At 52.8% G+C, this 21007-nt stretch carries 13 protein-coding genes; 2 read left to right on the forward strand and 11 right to left on the reverse strand.

The window, feature by feature from the left end:
- Positions 1-5 precede the first annotated feature (5 nt).
- From B1748_RS14740 to B1748_RS14780, 9 genes are all read right to left on the reverse strand, one after another.
- A complete protein-coding gene (locus B1748_RS14740) occupies positions 6-983 on the reverse strand; it encodes a carbohydrate ABC transporter permease (RefSeq protein ID WP_179215589.1) in 978 nt (325 codons plus the stop codon).
- Between the two features lie 2 nt (positions 984-985).
- Positions 986-1882 (reverse strand): carbohydrate ABC transporter permease, encoded by an 897-nt coding sequence (locus B1748_RS14745; protein ID WP_256975674.1) that lies wholly within the window; start codon positions 1880-1882, stop codon positions 986-988.
- Entirely contained in the window at positions 1879-4083 is a 2205-nt protein-coding gene (locus B1748_RS14750; RefSeq protein WP_087568679.1) for a DUF5696 domain-containing protein, read from the reverse strand. Before B1748_RS14750 ends, B1748_RS14745 begins: the two co-directional genes overlap by 4 nt.
- The gene (locus tag B1748_RS14755) at positions 4076-6136 is read right to left on the reverse strand and encodes a YIP1 family protein (RefSeq protein ID WP_087568680.1); all 2061 of its coding nucleotides are present in this window, start codon (positions 6134-6136) and stop codon (positions 4076-4078) included. Before B1748_RS14755 ends, B1748_RS14750 begins: the two co-directional genes overlap by 8 nt.
- Positions 6137-6172: 36 nt before the next feature.
- On the reverse strand, positions 6173-7039 hold the full coding sequence (locus tag B1748_RS14760; protein ID WP_087568681.1) for a carbohydrate ABC transporter permease: 867 nt from the start codon (positions 7037-7039) through the stop codon (positions 6173-6175).
- A gap of 1 nt (position 7040) precedes the next feature.
- Positions 7041-8018 (reverse strand): carbohydrate ABC transporter permease, encoded by a 978-nt coding sequence (locus tag B1748_RS14765; protein ID WP_087568682.1) that lies wholly within the window; start codon positions 8016-8018, stop codon positions 7041-7043.
- Positions 8015-10987 carry an extracellular solute-binding protein gene (locus tag B1748_RS14770; protein ID WP_087568683.1) on the reverse strand — a complete coding sequence of 991 codons (2973 nt, stop codon included), beginning with the start codon at positions 10985-10987 and terminating at the stop codon, positions 8015-8017. The genes B1748_RS14765 and B1748_RS14770 overlap by 4 nt, the downstream gene beginning before the upstream one ends.
- Positions 10988-11011: 24 nt before the next feature.
- Positions 11012-12121, reverse strand: coding sequence for an ABC transporter ATP-binding protein (locus B1748_RS14775; protein ID WP_087568684.1), 1110 nt, complete (start codon positions 12119-12121; stop codon positions 11012-11014).
- 160 nt (positions 12122-12281) lie between these two features.
- Entirely contained in the window at positions 12282-13790 is a 1509-nt protein-coding gene (locus B1748_RS14780) for an extracellular solute-binding protein (protein WP_087568685.1), read from the reverse strand.
- Between the two features lie 214 nt (positions 13791-14004).
- On the opposite strand from B1748_RS14780, the gene B1748_RS14785 reads away from it, so the two are divergent.
- Complete coding sequence (locus B1748_RS14785; protein ID WP_087568686.1) at positions 14005-15705, forward strand: sensor histidine kinase; 1701 nt, start codon at positions 14005-14007, stop codon at positions 15703-15705.
- Between the two features lie 21 nt (positions 15706-15726).
- Entirely contained in the window at positions 15727-17352 is a 1626-nt protein-coding gene (locus B1748_RS14790; protein ID WP_087568687.1) for a response regulator transcription factor, read from the forward strand.
- A gap of 7 nt (positions 17353-17359) precedes the next feature.
- Here the strand turns inward: B1748_RS14790 and B1748_RS14795 are convergent, their stop codons facing one another.
- On the reverse strand, positions 17360-18445 hold the full coding sequence (locus B1748_RS14795; protein ID WP_179215590.1) for a peptidylprolyl isomerase: 1086 nt from the start codon (positions 18443-18445) through the stop codon (positions 17360-17362).
- A 205-nt stretch (positions 18446-18650) separates the two neighbouring features.
- Positions 18651-20939 carry a 5-methyltetrahydropteroyltriglutamate--homocysteine S-methyltransferase gene (metE, locus tag B1748_RS14800; protein WP_087568689.1) on the reverse strand — a complete coding sequence of 763 codons (2289 nt, stop codon included), beginning with the start codon at positions 20937-20939 and terminating at the stop codon, positions 18651-18653.
- Between the last annotated feature and the right edge of the window lie 68 nt (positions 20940-21007).

The raw sequence follows: 21007 nt of genomic DNA on the forward strand, positions 1-21007 counted from the left end.
GGCTTTTAATCGACCAGACCGGTGCGTTCGATTCCTTCGACGAACCACCTCTGAGCGATCATATAGACGAGGAGCGGCGGGAACACAATCAGAAACGCGCCCGCCATCTTCGTTCCTTCCGTTACGGGATTAACCGCAAGCATCTCCATCGACGGCGCTTGGCCGAAGATCTCCGTCTCCAGATTGGACAATCGGGTAGAAAGAGGGATGAAGTCATGCGTCAGAAACATGGATGAGAGATAACCTTCATTCCAGTGCCAGACAAACGAGAACAGAAAGACGACAAGGCAGGCCGGCACCGATAAAGGGATGATGATCCGAAAGAACAGCCTGAACATCGACGCGCCGTCAATCATCGCCGCTTCTTCCAGCGCTTTGGGCAGCGAAAGGAAGAACTGCCGGAAAATAATAATAAACAGCGCGCTCTTGAGTCCCTGTCCGAATAAGGCCGGGATGATAAAGACAAACGGCGAATTCAGCCAGCCCAGCTTGCTGTAGATCACATACAGCGGAATGATGATAATCTGCGGCGGGATCAAAAAAGTAATGAAGATGAGCGCAAAAAACAGATTTTTGCCCGGGAACTGAAGCCGGGCCAACGCATACCCCGTGAGCGAGCAAATCAATACCGAGATGAGCGACGGTACAACCGCCAGCGTCAGCGTGTTGACAAGCGACTCCGAAAAATTTAATCCGTCGAGCGCTTTCCGAAGATTTCCCCAATCGATGACGCGCGGAATCCATTGCACGGTAGGATCCAGAAGGTCTCCAAGCGACTTGAGCATGGTAGAGATCATGTAAAAGAAAGGCTGCAGGTACAGGTACGACACGATCGAAAGCATAAAATAAAGAAACAGCTTGGCGGCCATGCCGTCGTTAATGTGCTGTCCCAGCAGCAGAAGCTTCAGCTTCTGCGAGCGCCTGCCAATGAGAATGAGCCTTGCCTGGGACGTGAGCTGCTTCATAACGGTTTCCGCTTTCATCTTCAACCCCTCCTCTCTCTGCTCGAGCGGTTTAGAAACCATAGAATAATCAGGATCAGTACGATAATAAGCAAAAAGTAAAACCAGGCTAGCGCGCTTGCGTATCCGTAACCTGTCGACACATTGAACATGTTCAGCTTGATTTGCTCCATCACCGGATTAAACGGGAAGGTAAACAAGTCAACCATGGTGTATAGCAGGTTCAAGCCGATAAACGGCTTAATGCCGGGAAGCGTTATTTTCCAAAAGCTGGTCCACGGCGATGCGCCATCGATTCTAACGGCCTCGTAGATTGACTTCGAAATGGTCTGGAAGCCTGCAATGAAAATAAGAATTTGCACGCCGGAAGACCAGAGAATCAGAATCGTCATGCCAAGCAGCTCCGTTATCGTTGCCGCCATGGCGGGACTGAAATTCTCCTTGATAAACGCGTCCGCCCCGTATTGGGACAAAAATGGCACATTGCCAGCTCCTTGCTGGAACAGCTCGGTCAACACCTGGCCAGTCGAGAAGATGACCGGCAGGAAGAAAATCGCCCGATAGATAAACCGGCCCTTGAAGTTCTGATTCAGCATGACGGCAACCAGGAGCGAAAATATAAGGATGACCGGAACCATCAGAATCATCTGCTGGAAAAAGGAGATAAGCTCGATCGGATAAACATTGTCCTTAAACAGGGCGTCCTTGAAATTTTGCAAGCCGACAAATTCGTAAGAGAACAGCCCCCCTCCGGTCAGCTTCACCTTCTGAAAGCTCAGATAGAGCGACCAGCCGATCGGGAATGCCATAAAAGCGCAGAAGCCGATCATCCAGGGGAGCATAAACAGGTACGCCGTCCCGCAGCTTCTCCACATGTAGTGCCATCTCGCCTTGCGGTGCCGCCTAGCGTTCGCGCTCATGTGCCTCCCCCTCGCTCCACGCGAAACGTCTTCTCGTTGTAATCGACAACGACGACAGTCCCGTCCGCGTATTCCGTTTCGTAAACCCCTTCTGTGCGTTTGCTATGGCCGATCATTTGCAGATGATGGAGAGAGGCCAAACGGTTAAACGACTCGTATTCCGCCGACGCCTTCTCCTTCCATTGCGAGAATTGGCTTGTAAATAGGCCCCAGGTTTTCGTCTGCATCAACGTCCGGCTGCTCTCGGCCGTCAGAATAAAGGAAGGAACCGCTCCGTATTCGATCGCCCGCAGAAATTCGTCGTCGTACTGGCTGCGCAAATTGCCCGGTACCATGGAATAGGTTATATGGCCGTGCACCGCCATCGGGTAAAAAGGAACGGTCTCGTCAATTGCGTAATACTGATGCGTCTCGCCGGGGAACTGCTGGATATCGCTTAGGTAGCGGAGCGCATAAGCATTGCCGAGATAGGCGCTGCCGGCGCCTAACGTTCCTTGCGTCTGTTCCAGTATCCGGTTATAGAGATAAGCCGTATCGTTTCTTGTATAAGCAAATCGCGGATTATAATCGCGGAACACCGTTTCTCCAATCCCGCTATAATGGATGCCGTCCGCCCGGAGGACGGCGGCTTCGCTAATCAATTCCTGCGCATAGTTGTAGGTAATATTGGGATTCAGAAAGAAAAACTCGTAATCGAACAAGGTATCTCCTTCCACGGAACGGATCCCGTACGTCTTGGGCGGCAGCTCCGAACCTTCGGAATCCGCATGAGTCAATACCGCGTTCAGGTACACCTTGAAGCCCAGCCCATGCGCGGCATCGATAAACGACTGCAATCCCGGCTTGCCGCCGAGCTTGCGCTCGACATTTAGCCTCAAGTCCGGCGCAAGAGTTCCCTTGTGCTGCCAATTTTGCCAAGTGATCCGAAGTTCATGTACGCCCGCGTCCTTCAGCTCCCGGAGAATCTCTTCCCCCTGCGCGAACGTTGTCGCGATCTCGTATTGGCTGTCTCCGTAATAGATCGTGTCTCCGCCAACGAGGGTCAGATGCATCGGAATATGGGAGCTGGGAGCAAGCGCCGGTCCAAGCCCGCCTGTATCCAGCAGATGTTTCCTATACCGCCGGGCCATCCCCGAGTAATCCGCCTCGTCCTTTTCCATGAAATAATATTGGATCTGGCGGTCCTCCCGAAGCAGCTCGTTCTGGAAAACGCGGATCGCTCTTCCCCCCAAATTCAGGCGGCGGTTGTATTCCTCCCTGTAGATAAATCGGGTATTGACCGAATTGAATGTGCTGACCAAGCCGGGAGTCAATGCGCGGATGGCCGAAGCCTTTTCCCCTTCCGTAATAACGGCCAGGAAAGCCTGCTCCCCTTTTTTTATCCCGAATACCGGCATGGAGACGGTAACCGGGTCAAACGATTTGTTCGTCAGCTCGGGTCCGTAAACGTATTGGTAATAGCCCGCGCCCACGCGCTTTTGTTGCTGCGGGTATCGAATGAGCGCACCTGGTCCGTCAGGCACGAACATATATCCAGGCTCGGCGGTATCATCCTCCGCCGCTCCGAAAAACGGCAGCGGATCGATGGACAAAATGCGGAATGGACCCGATTCCGTGATGCTGGCTGCCGGAATAGCGACGTGGAAGCCGTTGTCCGTCAATCCGTACACAAGGCTGAAACGGAATCCAAGCTTCTCGAATTCGTAGTTCGCGGCAACCCCGTTGTCCGTTGCGGAGAATGACAGCTTTACGCCGGGATCCTTGCCGTTTACAACCAGACGCTGCGCTTTGTTCTGCTCCGCGTATTCCAAAATAAACGGCGACTCCAGATTCGTCCGAAGGATGCCCCCTACCGTCTGACTCTCCAACTGCACGGTCGTTGGATTGCTTCGCCATTGAACGCCGGACCGCAGCTCTTGGACGATAACTTGCCCTGACGCCGGATTGACTAGCAGCTCGAGGCGGTCGGTTCGGGCCGCGGACGCGAAACCGGCAGCGTCCCGTTTATCGCTTAACCAAGGGGGCCCCGAAGGGTCGGCCATAGCTGAAGCTTCATACGCGGGGATGTCCAGTTCGCTGGATATGCCGGGGCTGGACAGCGACCATATCGCCAGCCCGACAACGATGATTGCCAATGCCAGGCCGCCAAACAGCCATGTTTTTCTCCTGCCCGGATCCGCAATGGCCTTAATGTTAGGCAAGGACTGTCACCTCCTTGTAGAGCTGATAGAAGAAGTCGTAGAGATTGTAAGACAGTCCTGTCGTCAGACTGATAAACAGGAACAAGATTCCGATCGTAACGACTGTAATGGTGCTGTTTGCGATATTCTCCACGAAATCGAAATTATGAATAACCTGAGAGCTGATGATAAACAAAGCGCCGATCCAGAGCCACATGACCGTATGCAAGGAAGAGTAGAGAATGCCTTCCTCCAACACCAGGATGTTGGACAATAAGAGAATCGGCATGGTAAGCGTAATGTACGGAACAACTGCGAACAGGCTTGCCTGTACGACATCCCTGAATCGTCCCTCGCCGTCCTTAACGGTGCTGACCAAATAATTGGCAACAACCCAGGCCAGGATGGGCGCCAGAAAACCGATCAGTTCCGGCCAGAGTCTAAACCGGCTTAGGTCGACGGGGCGGAAAATAAATCCGGTCCAGTATAGTGCCGCTATCTTCGCAAGCACCAGCAGCAGCAGAAGCAGCAGCAGCGTAAAGACGGAAAGCTTGCGTCCCTTGATCCGGTAGAAGCCCTCATAGGGATGGAACAGCGTGTACCACGCGTCTTTTAGCTCCGCCGCGACGCGAACCAGAGGCTCCGGCAGCCTTCGTGTCGAGCTTCTCGCCAGAGTTCGAAGCCCGTATCGAAAGAGCAGCCATAAGGCAACGATGACTCCTGCGGCATAAGCAAAGTTTTGTTGAATCCATTCCAGTCTGTACGTCCAAAACGCTTCCGAATATCCCTCATTGTCGTACGACATTTTGAAGTAGGCCATGGCGTCGCGGGTACGCTCCTGCTTCTGCGCCACTTCTCCCAGACCGACATAAGTCAGGCTGATGATTTCGTTAAGCGACTTTACCTTGTTCCAGTTTGCTTCGCTCTTTTCGTAGTCGCCGATGTAATAATCGGCGGCAGCCGTAAGCACCGCATCCCCGAACTCCGTACGGTCGTAGGCTTGGGCCAGGCTTTGGTCGGAATCCAGCACCCACAGCCGGTTCCCCGAGTCGATGCCGATGCTTGCCGGATAGGAGAGCACGCCCCGTTGCTGCGGTACCTTCCTGCTCTTGCCGAAGGAAAAGAGCTGGGTGCCGCCCGGACTGTAGATGGAGATCATCGCATCGTATCTGTTCTCCTTCCGGTCCAGCACGTAGAAAAAATGGCGCTTATCCGTCGCGACGTCCACCATCTGGTCCGAAGCCGCGAAACGGGCGGACTTTAACGATTCGAAGCGGTTTACCCCTGCGGCAGTCAGCTTTCTGATCTGATCGTTTAACACGCCGGTCGTCGTGGCGAAAATATACCCGTCTTGGTCAATCGTGACGTTGCCGATCTCGGCGGGTCGCTTCAGCTCCTCCCTCGCAAGCTGTTCCTCCGTAAAGATCTGGCGCTTTAGCCGGTCCATCCATGTCCCGCTTGTTTTGTTGCTGCCGAAAAAACCGGTAAACTCGCCGCTGTCCCCTCTCATCCGGACCATCCCCTGATAAGAGCCCTTGGACACGATATACATAACGCCGCGATCGTCGACGGCCACCTTGACCGGCACGAAGAAGTAGCTGGCGGGCATTAAACCTTCCTCCGGCTTCTTGTACTCTCGGACGAAGGTTCCCCCTTTATCGAAAACGGCTATGCGCTGATTGCCCGTGTCCGCTACGTAGATATCTCCGGACGGACGGACGAACACCCCCTCCGGCGCCTTCAGCGCCCCGCTCCCTTCCGCGTCGCCGATCGCCCTTACCCACTCGCCTTCCCGGTTCAGCTCGATAACCCGGTTATTGCCCTTATCCGCAATATACAAATGATCGTCGGCCGCTATAAACAGGTCGGCCGGCTGCTTCATCGCCTGATCGCCCTGGCCGACAGCCGTATGGGACACGGTGTATACGTCCTGCATCCAGAACGTTCTCGTGCCCGCTCCTCCCGTCCCGTGGGAAATAAAGAAGGTATCATATGGCTGCCAGGCCGAGGAAGTACCGGGAAACAGGAAGAAAGCGGCCAGCAAAACAGCTATGAATCGTGTGTATTTAGCCATCACGTCAACCTCTTTCCTTAAAAATGCCGAGCGCCTTTATTTCACGCCGGAATGCACCATCGTCTCCATAATCCGTCGCTGGGCGAACAGGAAGATGATGAGATTAGGCAGAAACATTAGCAGCCCGGCAGCCGCTGCCATACCCTGACCGGCTACGGTATTCGCCATGCCGCTCGTCAGCGTCGTAATATAGTAAGGCAGCGTCTTCATCGTTTCGTCCTGCATAAACAGCGTGGATGCCGAAGCGTCGCCCCATACTCCCTGGAACGTAATGATCGAGATGGTTGCAATCGCAGGCATCGATAACGGTATGATAATGCGGATAAAGATGCGCAGCTCGGAAGCGCCGTCCATCTTGGCTGCTTCCAGCAGCTCCGCCGGTATCTGATCGATAAACTGCTTGATCAGGAATACCGCGACCGGAGAGGCGATAACCGGCAGGATATGGCCAAAGTACGTATTGTTCAGCTGCAGCCAGCCTACGATCAGATACCTCGGAATCGCTACCGTCTCCGGCGCGAACATGAGAGCCAGCATAATCATGGCCATTACCGCCTTCTTCAGGCTGAACTGAAGCTTCGAGAGCACATAGGCGGCCATGCAGCTGGAGAGGATGACGGCGACCATGGATGAGGCGGCTACGATAATGCTGTTGTAGAGATACCTAGAAAACGGCACGATTCTGGCCACCGGCCGCATAAACAGCTCATAGAAGTTGGTCAGCGTCGGGTCCTTCACCAGGAAGGTGGGCGGAAACAGGAACAACTCATGGAACGGCTTGAACGCATGATTAATAATGAACACGATCGGCAGCGACATAAAGGCCGCCAACAGGAGCAGGGCTAGCAGCAGCAACGTCTCGAACAGAGTGAGCCTTCTGATTTGTTTTACGATAGCTATCATGTTATTCACCGTCCTTCGGGCCGAATAGCCGGTAGCTGAGCTTCATCGCGGCATACGAGAACAGCAGCAGGACAACCGACAGCATGGAAGCATATCCGAGCTCGAAGCGAATGAAGGCATAGTCGTCGATATGGTTCAACATCAGATGGCCGGCATATTGCTTCGTAATCGGCATTCCCGTCAGTTGAACGGAGATGGCGCCCGCTTTGAGCGTGCCGACAATCGCCATAACGGCGCTGAACAGCATCTGCGGTTTCATCGACGGAACCGTAATATAATAAACCTCCTGCAGACGGGTGGAGATGCCGTCGATGCGCCCCGCTTCGTAAAGCTCCCGATTTACCGTATCGAATCCGGCCAGCATCGCCAGAAAGCCGACGCCGAACCCCATCCAGATCGTAACGACAATCATCACGTTGAGCAGATATTTGGGATTTTGCAGCCATAACACCGGCGTTTCGATCAAGTTGTAATTCATCAAAAATTGGTTTAAATAACCTACGTAGTCGCCGCTGAAAGCCGCTTGCCATACGACGACAAGAGCGATGCCGCCGGCGATCGAAGGCGCATAGATCGCAAGGGTAACCAGATCGCGAACGCTCTTGGGCAGCTGATAGATCAGCCAAGCAATAAAGAAAGTGAGCAAGTAGCCGATCGGTCCGACAAAAAAAGCGAATTTGATCGTATTCGGCAGCGCATGTTTCATGAACACCGTATCCTGCGTGATAAGCGAGATATAGTTTTTGAAGCCGGTAAAATGCGGGATCCGAAAGGCGTCATACGACGTAAAGCTCATCAGGATCGCCATAAGGACGGGCAGCAGGATAAACGCCGTAAAGCAAAGCAGAAACGGCGCCATAAACAGATAAGCGATGCGCTCGCGATATAAACTTCGGACTAGCCGCTGCAGCCGGCTTGGCGGCGCCGGATGTTTTAAGGCTGCCGATACCGCAAGCGTAGATGTAACCTGTTCTTTCATTTCGGCGTTTCCCCCCAATCATAGGGCTGATCAACGACCGGGAAATCCAGTCTCTGCCCGTTCCGGATGCCCAGATCCTGCTGCTTTCTTGCTATCTCGCGGGCCATGGCTACAAAGGAAGTGTCCAGAGAATCCTTGGCCGGAATCTTCTGCACAATCGTCCGGTTAAACGCAAATTCCATCTCGCGGGCGAGCAAGTACCCTCCAGGAAGGAACGGTACGTTGCGGTTCCATCGGTTCTGCTCCTTAATAGCCGCAATATGCTCCGCAGGCCAAGGCATGGCTGCCATCGCCTTCATATTGGCCGTATTCCAACGATATTCCGGCCCGTAAAAGGATTCGATCGCGTTGCCGTATTCCAGCTGAACGTCCGTGGACGTCCACCAATCGATAAAACGCCATGCCTGTTCCTTTTTATCGCTTTTGTTCAAAATCATCGCGGCAGTCATCGTGTTCATCGCCCATCTCGCTACGCTGCCGTCCTCCTGCACGGTCCCGGGCATCGGCGCGATCTCCCAGTCTCCGAGTATTTCGGGGGCGGAGGTCAGCAGTTGGACGTACGTATTAAAATCCGATACGCCAATCGGCATCGTGCCCAGCTTGAAATGCTGGAAAAATGCCGGAACCTCCTGGGGCAGATCGTATTTGCCGAACAGCTCCGTCCACAAGGAAAACGATGTATAGGCCGCTTCCGTATCAAACGCCGCTTCTCTCCCGTCCGGCGAATAAAATTCCACGTCATTTTGATAAAAGAAAGGAACAAAGTCCTTTGCGTTGTAATAAAATTGCATGCCGTTCTCCTGCAGGGTCGGCAGTATCCGCTGCAAATCCTCCCACGTATCCGGCGCCTCCAGCTCCAACTCCTTCATAATGCTCTTGCGGTAAAAGAGCAGATGGTAGGACTGGGTTTCGGGCAGCGCATATACGCCATTTTTATAACCAAATGAGCGCATGACGCCGGGATGAAAGCGTTCGGCCACTTCTTCAAAATTCGCGAATTGCGTCAAGTCGACGGACGCTTCGCGCATCGCGTAATCGACTGGCATATCCTGCACCAGACCAAGCGCGACATCCGGCTGATCTCCCCCCGCGTTGCTAAGCGTAAGCGCGTTCGCATCGGGCATGAAATTTACGTTGACCGCGATGCCGGTCTGAGGCGTGAAGCTTTGATCGATCATCTCCTGAAGCAGAGACGCATAGTCTCTCCCCCGGCCGACCCATATCTCGATCGCGTCCTTATCGTTTAAATCCCTGGCGTTGTAATTCAAATAGAAGGTGCGCGCAAAGTTGATTAACGTGTAAGACACCTTGGACAGAGTGGAGGTTTCCTTGTACGGATGGACGGCGGAAGGACTCCTGACGACGATATAATCCGCGGACATTCCCCCGTTTGCCATCTTATCCATCCAGGTGCCGATTCTCATCTGCAAGTCAGGGAACTTGCCCAGCCTGTTCGGAATTTGATTGATCTCCTCCAGCAGTCCGTCCAGAATCGCTACTCCGATCTTGAGAGACTCGGTCGTATCGTTCGTTTGGCCGTTCAAGCCGTTTAGATAATCCATGCTCAGCTTCAATTGATCCCGAAGGCCGGCAAGTTGATCCTCCAGATCAGGGAAGTAGCTCATCATATCCCATGTGCGGTTCGCATCGCCCGTATTCGTTCCATAGTCGCCCGTCAGCTTGCGAAGCTTCTGCTCGATGCCGTACAACTTGCGGATCGCCTCCTGCATCGAAAGCACAACCGGATTCAACGGCGAGATATCCGTTACCAGCCGCAACGTGTGCTCTCCCTTATTCAGATAGAAGCGGTAAGGCTCTCCCGCGCGGCTGCCGAGCGTATGCATCTCCAGCTTGCTGTTGTAAGGAAACGGATAATGAAGCAGCTCTTCGAAAGGCGTCTTGCCGTCGATCAGCACCGTCCGAAATGCGTTGGCTTTGCCGACGAAGCCCTGATAATATTTCACGTCGATTTCATACCAGCCTGCGGACGGCACTTCAAAGGTCCACTCCGCCCATTCCCCTGCCCTTTTCCATCGCTGGCCGTCCAGGACGTTATACAGCAGGCGCCCTTCGCCATCCGGAGATACGTTTGGTTCGTTGATCGTTCCGGTTTGCACCGAGGGGTGGGATTTCTGCTCATAACGCTCTCCTTCAAGAAGCGTGTACCACGTTTCGATAGCCGGTGGAGCGTCTGCCCGTTCAGGAGCGCCAGCCTGCTCCGATGTGCCTGCCCTCTCCAGATATTCCGCATAAGCGGGTATCGCTTCCGGAGCCGTCAGGCGGATTGGCCCCCAAGACATCGATTCGTTTTGCGCGGCGAACCGCAGCGTATGTACGCCTTTGGTCAACGGCAGCCGAAGCGGGACGGACGAAACCGCATAATTTGTTGCCGGAGCCGTTAGCCAGCCCACCGTCTCCACTTGCATCGATCGAATCTCGTTGCCGAGCGCATCCTTCCGGTAAGGAACATCCTTGTCCCTCCATCGTTTCAACAGCTCGATTCCATTTGCCTCCGAAAACGGAATTTCGCCATCAATCGATAACGCGTAGAACACCGAGCTGCTGCTGTCCCGCTTGGTCGGCATATAGGTCAGTTCCAGCTCGTACAAGGCATCCGCCGGAATTTCTACCGTCCATTCCACCCATCCCGCGCCATTTGTCCAGTGAAGAACCTCCTCGTTTAAATCAGCATCATATCCCTTCCGGACAGTCGCTTCTGCAGAAGCCGCGCTGTAAGCGGCCGGCTCGATTACAACTGGCGGTCCCGTATACGGCAGTATGCCCGACCCTTCCGCTTTCCGAAGCCGATCCGCGTAGAATAGGATGCCTTCTCCGTCTCCGCTGCCAAAATCCATCGCATCGGCGCTGACGACGGGAAAACTCTCTTCTCCTTGCAACCATGACCTGACGGCATAGCCCGACACAATCAAAGCCAGCAGAGCCGTATAAACCATCCATTTGCGAAGCATGATGCTCTACCTCCCGTATTGTGGTCAAAAAATGCCAAGATTGCCGCCCGATTCCGCATCAAAAAAATGAGCCATTTCCATCCGGAATCCGATGTCGATCTTGTCCGTCACATGAAATTTCGAGCCTGGTTCGATCGCCCTGGCGATCACACGGATATCCCCCATGCTCAAATACAGGTAAGAATCGGAGCCCATTAGCTCGATAACGTCGATAACGGCTCCATAGGAATCATTGGGCTCCTCCAGCGTCGGCTCAAGCAGCACATGCTCGGGACGAATGCCCATGACGACGTTCCTTATTTTTCCGGAAGCGAGGAACGGCTTATATTGGGGCGGAATCTCCAACCGCAAGCGCCTGTTGCTGAAATAATGCGTTCCCCCGTCCTCCTCGATGCTCCCTTCGATGAGATTCATGGCCGGAGAACCGATAAATCCGGCGACGAACAGATTGGCCGGCTGCCGATAAATAAATTCCGGCGCTGCCGCCTGCTGAATGATGCCGTCCTTCATGACTACGATTCTGGAGCCCATCGTCATCGCTTCCGTCTGATCATGGGTCACATAAACCGTTGTCGTCTGCAATTCCTGATGCAGCCTGATCAGCTCCGATCTGGTTTGGGTTCTCAGCTTCGCGTCGAGATTGGACAAAGGCTCATCCATCAGAAAAACCTCCGGCTCGCGAACGATCGCCCTGCCGAGGGCAACTCGCTGCTTCTGTCCGCCCGACAGCTGATTAGGCTTCTTGTCGAGCAAAGCGGAAATTTCCAATATTTTTGCAGCCTTCTTTACCCGGAGCTCAATCTCGTGTTTGGCCGTCTTCCTAAGCTTTAGGCCAAGCGCCATATTCTCGTAGACGGATAAATTGGGGTATAGGGCATAATTTTGAAACACCATTGCAATATCTCTGTCCTTTGGAGAGACATAATTGATATAACGATCCCCGATGTAAATCTCGCCTTCCGTTATGTCTTCAAGGCCGGATAACATCCGGAGCGTCGTCGTTTTCCCGCAGCCGGAAGGGCCTACCAGCACCACGAATTCCCCATCCTCTATCTCCAGATGAAAGTCGGTAACCGACGTTTTCTTTTCGGAACGGTACTGTTTGTATACATGATGAAAAGATACCCGAGCCATTTAATCTCTCCTTTATATCACTTTAATGTTTTTGTTTAACAGTATTTAAGCGAAAAACTCCCTTCCCCCTCCTATTTACATGAAATTTGAGCAGGCTTAAATTGGCTTACGACTAGCGCAAGCCCTTTAAGTCATCTTTTTTATAGTCGATGCTATATTTTTATTGTTTATATTGGTTGTAAGAAAGCTTCAGTTCATCGACGATTTTACGGTAATCTTCGGAAGCCGTCAGTTCGTTAACGTAGCTGTCCCAATCCGCCTCCGACATAACGCCCATGACGTACTTTACCTTGTTCCTTTCCAGATCCCGAGTCAGGTCGCCCCACTTGTCGCCCACAACGGGCGACGATAGATTAAACGCCGGATTGGCATACGTCGATTTGAGCTGCGAATCTTCGAACACTTCCTTATACCAGCTCACCCGTTCCGGATCGGCGTCCCATAGCAGATAATTGTCGGCTCCCGTATACGTTCCGTCATTCCATGTATAAGCCTCAATACCTTCGCTTTTGTATTTCTCATTGCGAATGATCTTGCCGTCCTTCACTTCGTGATGGATGCCTTCGATCCCATAAAGCGCAAGCTTTTGATACTCCGTCGACGACGTATAATCGATCAGCCTGAGCAGCCGGGGAATATCCTCCTTGGGAACTTTCGAGTTGATCATCAAATTGGTCCAAGAGCCTGTCGCCGCACTGGTCGTATATCCCTGCGGACCCTTAAGCACTTTAAGCGTCAACACATCCGCTCCCGGCGCGTTGCGGCTCAGGGTATCCAGCCAATCCGGTATAGTGAACATATGGGTATTGGATGCAACTACGGCGTAAGTGCCTTGCTTGAACAGATCCGTTTCACTGCCTTCGACAATGGGAAACTCGGGATGAATCGCCCCTTTTTCGTAGAGCATCTTCAACCAGTTCAGATAAGTCTTAAACGTCGGCATAAAATCCCGGTATTGAAAATTCCCTACTTCGTCAACCGACCAATTCTGAATGCCGGTAATGGCATTGGCAATGACATCCCCGCTTGACGTCGACTTCATGGCAATCCCGTATCGTTCCGGCGGATCGCTAAGCTTCAAAATCACATTCGTCAACTCTTCCCAAGTAGTCGGCGGCTCCAAACCAGCTTTCTCCAGCAAATCCTTTCGGACATGAACGGTTGTAAAAATCGGCGGATTGGGATGTCGGGGTATGCCCCAAATCTTGCCGTTATATTGCATGTTGTCCCATATTTCATCCGGGTACGCCGCAAGATTCGGATAGTCCTTCAAGCTCTCTCCCGTTAAATACGGGGTAAGATCATGGAACTTGCCGGCCTGAATCGCATCATGCGTCGCTGTCTCGTAAATGGGGTTGCTCGTAGGCACCTGGGTAATTTCCGCCAAATCTCCGGTGTTCAGCGCGACGCCGAGCCTCTCCTTGTAGCCGTTAAGGGGAATCCACTGCCAGCTGATCACCGTATTCGTCTTGTCTTCGATTTGCTTGCCGACGGCGTCCCCGCCCAGCGGCGGCGTGCCGTAAGCGATATTCGTCCATCGGACCTCTAGCGGCTTCTCGTCGGCTTCATGATTCGAGCCAACCGATCCTCCAGAGCCGGAGCAGGCGGCAAGGAACAGCATGGCAAACATTGCGGCGCACGACAGTCGTTTACTTTTATACGGTTTCATTCTTCGGACCTCCCGGGTTTATAAACACGCCGCCACGCTTCTTACTTGTATAGTAAATCTTGGCGGTCGACAGTTATATGTCGGTTTGAATACATTCATGATGTTTTCATCACCATTCCCTTTGTTCGCCATGCGAACCCCTCCTTTGCGGCAGCAATTCATAGTATAATAGGCTCATATTTGACAACGCTTACACCCGTTAGGAGGATCAGGCATGCCGGTCAAGATGACGATATTCCGCAAGCTGATCATCATGCTGCTGCTGTTAATCATCCCGATACTTATTCTGCATACTTATTCCAACCAGGTCAGCGTCAATGTTGTCCGCAACGAAATCAAAGAATCGAATCTGCAGCATCTCTCCTTTCTGTTAAGCCAGGCGGAGGCGACGTTGGAGCAACTGTCCATTGCCGCCAATACGATCGGGCGATTCCAGGTCATCGATGATTTGATCCATATCCATGAGAAGGATAATAATTACGACAAGGTGGTGATCAAGCAGGATATCATCGAGAAGCTGCGCTTGTCCGGCGCCTCCAGCAATTGGATCAATCAGTTTACGGTTTATTCCCCGCAGGCCGGAACTGGCGTAACGACCTTGAATGAAGCCGACTATACGAAGATGTTCGCTCCGGATCGGATAACGGAGAACTGGCTCTACAGGGAAACCTCGGAAAACGGCACTCCGATCGAACAATTCGTCAAACATACCGTATATCCGGGTTCGCGGCTCATCGTTGAAATCAGCTTTACGGTTAACAATATCCGCAACATGCTGGACCAGATCAAGATGACGGGCAAAAACGACCCCTTCTTTTATCACGAAGATAATCGGCCCATCCTAAACCGGTCCGCCGATCAGTCGTTGGCTAATGACGTCGTCCATTTTCTCAATGGAAGCGAGACAAACGATAGCGGCACGGAATACGTGAAACTTCAAGGAAAGCAGTACATGGTCAACTACGTAAAGTCGGACGCGCTGAACTGGACTCTCGTGGATTACGTGCCTATGGAATACCGGTTAAGTCCCATTAAAAACAGTTCGCTATTATTTTACGCTTCCATGGCCACCCTTCTTGCGATGGGCATCGTGGTCGCGCTTATGCTGTACCGCAACGTCCAGGTCCCCGTATCCCAATTGCTCCATGGCGTAAGAAAATTAGAGATGGGCAACTTCTCCGTCCGGCTGGCAAACAAACAAAGAAACGAATTCGGATTTCTGCTCCAGCGATTCAACCAGATGGCCGCCCAGATCGAACAACTGATCGAGAATGTCTACTCGGAACGGCTGAGGTCGCGGGAGGCTACTCTTAAACAGCTGCAATCGCAGATTAACCCCCACTTCCTTTACAACTCTCTTGCTTTCATCAAAAGCATGACCGAGCTTGAAGAGAAGGAGGCCGTTATCGCCATGACCTTGAACCTGAGCCAGTATTACCGGTACACGACCCGCGTGGAAAATCAGGAAACAACGCTGCGGGAAGAGCTGGAGCTCGTTAAAAATTATTTGAACATCCAAAGCTTGCAAATGCAGCGGCTGGAGTACGAGATTCATATTCCTGATACGATGCTGCAGCTTTCCATTCCGCGTTTGCTCCTTCAGCCGATCGTGGAAAACGCGATCATTCACGGGCTGGAGCCCCAGATGAAATGGGGCAGGATGTCCGTAACCGGCGAACGGGTTCATAACAAAGTCCGATTGATCATAGAAGACAGCGGCGAACCGCTGAGCGATCAAGAGCTGGACCGACTCAAGCAAAAGCTCGAAGCCCCGCTCGATGGCGAGATGGGCTGCGGGCTGTGGAACGTGCATCAGCGGCTGAAATTCCGGTTTGGCCAGGACGCCGGCGTCCTTCTGTCGCACGCCGCTCTTGGCGGACTATGCGTGACCCTTCAATGGACGGTCATTGACTAATTTTATCGGAGGTGGATTGCCATGCATCAAGTATTAATCGTTGACGACCACATGCATCTCGTGGACAGCATGGAGAAGACTTTGCCCTGGAGCGATATGGGGGTAAGCAGCGTGCACAAAGCCTATTCCGCCTTCGATGCGATGGAAACGCTGGAATCCCATTCGATCGATCTCGTCATTACCGACATTCGCATGCCCGTAAAATCCGGTCTGGAGCTTATCCGCGAAATTCGTTCCCGTTGGAGAACCATCAAAATCATCCTGCTGTCGGGTTATTCCGACTTCGAATACGCCAAAGAGGCCCTGCGCCAGGATGTCGAGGATTACTTGCTCAAGCCGGTTCCCGATGAGGAGCTTATTGCTTCCATTCGGCGCGTTTTGGAGAAAGCCTCGGTCGAATGGCACGCCGTCATCTCGAACCAAAGGGCGATTCAAACGCTTCAGGCGCATCTTCCTCTGCTCCGGCAAAACTTGCTGCTGGAGCTCCTGCAGGGCCGGAGCATGACGGAATCGGCGCTGCAGGACAAATTTTCGCTGTATCAGCTCCCATTCTCTACCGGCATTTCCGCATCCATGGCTCTCATACGGTTGGAGGATGATTTCGCCCGCCATGACGAGCATTCCGTGTCCTTATTCGAATACGCGATCGCCAATGTAGCAGCAGAGATCTTCCAAGACGACTTTAATCTGTGGAACTGTCGGGACGATTACGGCTATTTGGTCTTCATGATAGCTGCCACAGACAAGCTGACGGCGCAGACGGCCGACAAGAGAAAGCAGCTTCTGGAACAGCATGCCGTCCAGCTGCAGCATTACGTACATGTTTACTTAAAGGGCAGCATCTCCGTGCTGGTGAGCGAATGGTTTATGTTCCCGAATGATATCTCCGCTTATTACCAGAACTGTTTGTTCGCTTTCCGCCAGCGGATCGGGGACGAGCAGGATTTATTTATGACGTTGACCGGCAGCGAAAACAATCAAAAGATCGCCTCCTTCTCCAGTTTGTACGAACCGCCAACACTCAAGCAATGCATAGAAGCCGGCCAATGGAAGGAGCTGCACGCGAAGCTCGAGAGAATTTTTGAGGAATTATTGCGGGATTGGTCTCATTCCGAAGAGCATATTCTCGAGGTTTACCTCGAAATATGCGGGATGCTCACTTACATTGCCCACAAAAACCATAAGCGGCTCTCCGAGCTGATCGGCGAGGAATACGAGAAGGTCGTCGGCGGTCTTCCGTTCAAGACGGTCAAACCTCTGCGCGACTGGACTTTTCGCAGATTGGAACAGCTCTCCGACATCGTCGACCGCGAACGCAAGCATTCCCATGCCGCAATCGTCAGTCAAGTAAATGAATATATCGAACACCATTTGCAGCATGATGTATCCATTCAAACCGTGGCGAACCACGTCTTTCTGCACCCCTCCTACCTGTCCAGAATATACAAGACGGAATCGGGAGAGAGCTTTAGCGACTACGTGCTCAAGGTCAGGATGGAAAGGGCCGTCTCCCTGCTCCGCAACAAAGGAATCAAGGTATACGATATTTCCACGGAGCTGGGCTATAATCAGACACAGCATTTCATCAAAATGTTTAAAAAACATTTTGGCCTGACACCGCAGGAGTACCGCGAGCGGATGCTTTAAGTCTGCTTTAAGGCAGCGTTACTTCGTCGAATTGCGCTTGTCTAATCTCGATGGACGCTTCCCGAGTCTTTTTGTCGATAAGCTCCGTATAACGGTAGCTCATATATTTGTTTTTTACGTCTTGCCGCACCTGATCGAAGGGCTGCGCTTCCGCAGGCAGCCTGTTCAAGCAATAAAGCAAATACAGCGCATTGTTTGTTTCGATAATCCCGCTAGTCCCTCCCGCCGCGAGCTTCATCGCTTCTTGCCTCAGAACGCCTCCCGACATTTGGTCTTCGCGGGCGGTGGAGCGATCAAAAACTTGCTCTCCGTAGCTGCTCCGCTCTTCTTTTGTCTCATTGAGCTGCTCCGCAAGCACGGCGAAGCTTTCTCCCTGTTCCAGCTTGCCCTGCGCTTCCCGCATAAGCTCCCATGCCTGTTCCTTTTTCTTGAGATTAATCGCTCCGTCCTGCCCCATGTAGGAGATTCGGATTTTGTGTACCCGAACGGCATCCTCCCCCTTGTAATATTTCTCCTTGATCGTGTCGTAATATTGCTTTAGAAGAGGCTCCGTTAACGGAATCTCGGCTCCTTCCAATCTCGATTGCAGTTGAATCAGCAAATTGGCCGTCACGTATTCGAAGTAGGCCTCCTCCGTATACTGAAGCGGTCCGTAGATGACTTCATTCTTCTTTACCGCCTCCTTTCTGCGCTCGTTTTCTTTCGTCAGGTTTTTGAGAAAAGCGGGATAGGATATATCCTCGATAAGGCCTTTGCTTCGCGCCATCATCATCTGCTGCTTCGTCCGAACCACACTTTGAAGCGCTTTCATTCTTAGCCGTTCGATAGGCAGCTCTCCTTCATACCGGCTTGTCCAGAATCCAGGCGTTTCCTCCAGTCCATGCTCATGGTAATAATACATGGCAACGGCATGACGTTCCTTCTCCATGCTTTTCTGCAGCTCTGCGGCATAGATCGGCTCCCCGTCTACATACGCAACGATAACGGATTCCGGCTGTTCGGACAGGCGGTCTGCCAGAAAAAAACCGGACAGCAGCACGATCAAGACGCCGACTCCCGATGCGACCTTCGAGCTCTTGCTCCATCTGGGCATTGTTTTCCCTCCACCTTCGCAACGAATACAAAATATCATTTAACAAAGCTGCAATGCCGTAGATCAACATGCCGAGATGCCGAGCCAGCTTTACCTCAATATACTTATCGCTTATATCTGCTGTCAAGATGCGTTTCTCAATCGAAAAAAGGCCAAGGGATATACCCTGACCTTCTTTCGATTTTGCCAAACAATCGTTCGTTGGTTACACGCCTACCGAATGTTTCTCGCGAGCGAGCTTCGTCGCGTCGACCATGTTGCGCAGCGACGCAACCGTCTCATCCAGACCGCGAGTCTTCAGGCCGCAATCCGGATTGATCCAGAACAGCTTGGGATCCAGCACGCGCAGCGCGCGATCGATCATATTCGTCATTTCGTCAACGCTCGGCACGCGCGGGCTATGAATGTCGTAGACGCCAAGGCCGATGCCGAGACCATAAGTATTCTCCTCGAAGCTGTGGATCAGCTCGCCGTGGCTGCGCGAGGTTTCGATGGAGATGACGTCCGCATCCATCGCCTCGATGGAGTCGATCATGTCGTGGAATTCGCAATAGCACATATGCGTATGGATTTGCGTCTCCGGCTGTACCGTGCAAGTCGTCATGCGGAACGCTTTGACCGCCCAGTCCAGATAGTTGGCTTGATCCTTCTCCTTTAGCGGCAATCCTTCGCGGACGGCCGGTTCGTCGACCTGGATCATGCCGATGCCCGCTTTCTCCAGCGCTTCTACCTCTTGTCTCAGCGCATAGGCCAGTTGATACGCGATTTGCTCGCGCGTTATATCTTCGCGAACGAACGACCAGTTCATGATCGTGATCGGACCCGTCAACATGCCTTTAACAGGCTGTTTTGTCTTGGATTGCGCATATTGCGTTTCTTCTACCGTCATCGCTTCCTCGAAGGCAACGTCTCCGTAGATGATTGGCGGCTTCACGCAGCGTGAACCGTAGGACTGCACCCATCCGAATTGCGTAAAGGCAAAACCCGCCAGCTTCTCTCCGAAAAATTCGACCATATCCGTGCGCTCGAATTCTCCATGTACGAGAACGTCGAGGCCGATGTCTTCTTGCAGTCCGATCCAGACATCGATTTGCTCCCGAATAAACGCGTTATATTGCTCGTTGCTCCACTCGCCTTTGCGCCACAGCTGACGTGCCTTGCGCACTTCGGCTGTTTGCGGGAAGCTGCCGATCGTCGTTGTCGGGAAAATGGGCAGTTGCCATTTCGACTGCTGCGCGGCATGACGATCCCCGAACGGTTTGCTGCGCACAGGTTCTTGACCGTTAATGGCTGCGACAGCCGTTCTGACTTCCGTCCGATTACGGGCTGCGGAACGGCCAAGCGCACCGACCGCCGCTTCACTGCTCGACAGCTCTTGCTCTACAGAAAGTTCTCCTCCGTTAATCGCTTTCGTGAGCACAACCAGCTCGGACAACTTCTCATTGGCAAAAGCCAGCGCGTTCTTAAGCTCTTCGGGAAGCTTCGATTCCGATGCAGTGGTAACCGGTACATGCAACAAGCTGCATGACGATTGAATAATAAGCCGGTCGGACGTTACGATGCCTTCCAGTTCGCGAACCAGCTTCAGCTTCTCGCGAAGATCCGCTCTCCAAATTCCGCGACCGTCGATGATGCCGGCGCCAAGCGTTTTGTCCTGCGGGAAGCCGAACTCGCGAATGGCGGCCAGATTGCCTTGCAAACCGTGCACGAAGTCAAGTCCGATTCCCGCAACAGGCAGAGCGACGAGGTCCGTGTAAAACTCTACGGATTCGAAATACGTTTGCAGCAGGATCTTCAAGGAAGGAACCGCGCTCGCGATGGCGCCATAAATTCGTTTCACACGGTCTATATCTTCTGCGCTTACGTTCGTGGCAAGCACGGGTTCGTCGACTTGGACCCACTCAACGCCTTCTTGCGCAAGCTCGCCTAGCACTTGGATATACAGAGGCAACAGACGGTCGATCCAGCTATCGAGCTCCGAAGGTTTGTAGCCTTTGGAGAGCTTCAGGAAGGTCAGCGGCCCGATCAGGACGGGACGGCCCTCGATTCCCAAAGTTTCCTTGGCTTCTCTGTAAGCGATAAGCGGCTTGTTCTCCGTCAGTACAGGCTGTGCGCCGTCGAGCTCCGGTACGATATAGTGATAGTTCGTGTTAAACCATTTGGTCATCTCGCTGGCCGTCGCTTCTTTGGTGCCGCGAGCGATCCCGTAATACAAGGATGGCTGTACGGGACCGCCTTTGTAGCCGAAACGGGCAGGTACGATGCCGAACATGGCCGCCGTGTCCAGCACTTGATCGTAATAGCTGAAGTCGCCTACCGGAATGTAGTCGATGCCTTGCTCCTGCTGTTTGCGCCAGTGATTGACGCGGATGTCGCGCAGTTGACTCTCGAATTCGTTTTGCTCCAATTTGCCGGCCCAAAATGCTTCCAACGCCTTTTTCCATTCCCGGTTTCCGCCGATCCGCGGATATCCCAATACGCTGCTTTTTGCCATCCTCCAACACTCCCTATCTTTGTTACCAACAAGATATCATGGATATGGAGATATAGCGTAACTTGTCT

Source organism: Paenibacillus sp. MY03 (assembly GCF_002165585.1).
Classification (GTDB): domain Bacteria; phylum Bacillota; class Bacilli; order Paenibacillales; family Paenibacillaceae; genus Pristimantibacillus; species Pristimantibacillus agaridevorans.

Bases quoted from the DNA above. Each gene is read 5' to 3' on its own strand.
- B1748_RS14770 (WP_087568683.1), bottom strand. From the start codon at position 10,987: ATGCTTCGCAAATGGATGGTTTATACGGCTCTGCTGGCTTTGATTGTG.
- metE (WP_087568689.1), bottom strand. From the start codon at position 20,939: ATGGCAAAAAGCAGCGTATTGGGATATCCGCGGATCGGCGGAAACCGG.
- B1748_RS14785 (WP_087568686.1), top strand. From the start codon at position 14,005: ATGCCGGTCAAGATGACGATATTCCGCAAGCTGATCATCATGCTGCTG.
- B1748_RS14755 (WP_087568680.1), bottom strand. From the start codon at position 6,136: ATGGCTAAATACACACGATTCATAGCTGTTTTGCTGGCCGCTTTCTTC.
- B1748_RS14760 (WP_087568681.1), bottom strand. From the start codon at position 7,039: ATGATAGCTATCGTAAAACAAATCAGAAGGCTCACTCTGTTCGAGACG.
- B1748_RS14780 (WP_087568685.1), bottom strand. From the start codon at position 13,790: ATGAAACCGTATAAAAGTAAACGACTGTCGTGCGCCGCAATGTTTGCC.
- B1748_RS14790 (WP_087568687.1), top strand. From the start codon at position 15,727: ATGCATCAAGTATTAATCGTTGACGACCACATGCATCTCGTGGACAGC.
- B1748_RS14765 (WP_087568682.1), bottom strand. From the start codon at position 8,018: ATGAAAGAACAGGTTACATCTACGCTTGCGGTATCGGCAGCCTTAAAA.
- B1748_RS14795 (WP_179215590.1), bottom strand. From the start codon at position 18,445: ATGCCCAGATGGAGCAAGAGCTCGAAGGTCGCATCGGGAGTCGGCGTC.
- B1748_RS14775 (WP_087568684.1), bottom strand. From the start codon at position 12,121: ATGGCTCGGGTATCTTTTCATCATGTATACAAACAGTACCGTTCCGAA.
- B1748_RS14740 (WP_179215589.1), bottom strand. From the start codon at position 983: ATGAAAGCGGAAACCGTTATGAAGCAGCTCACGTCCCAGGCAAGGCTC.
- B1748_RS14745 (WP_256975674.1), bottom strand. From the start codon at position 1,882: ATGAGCGCGAACGCTAGGCGGCACCGCAAGGCGAGATGGCACTACATG.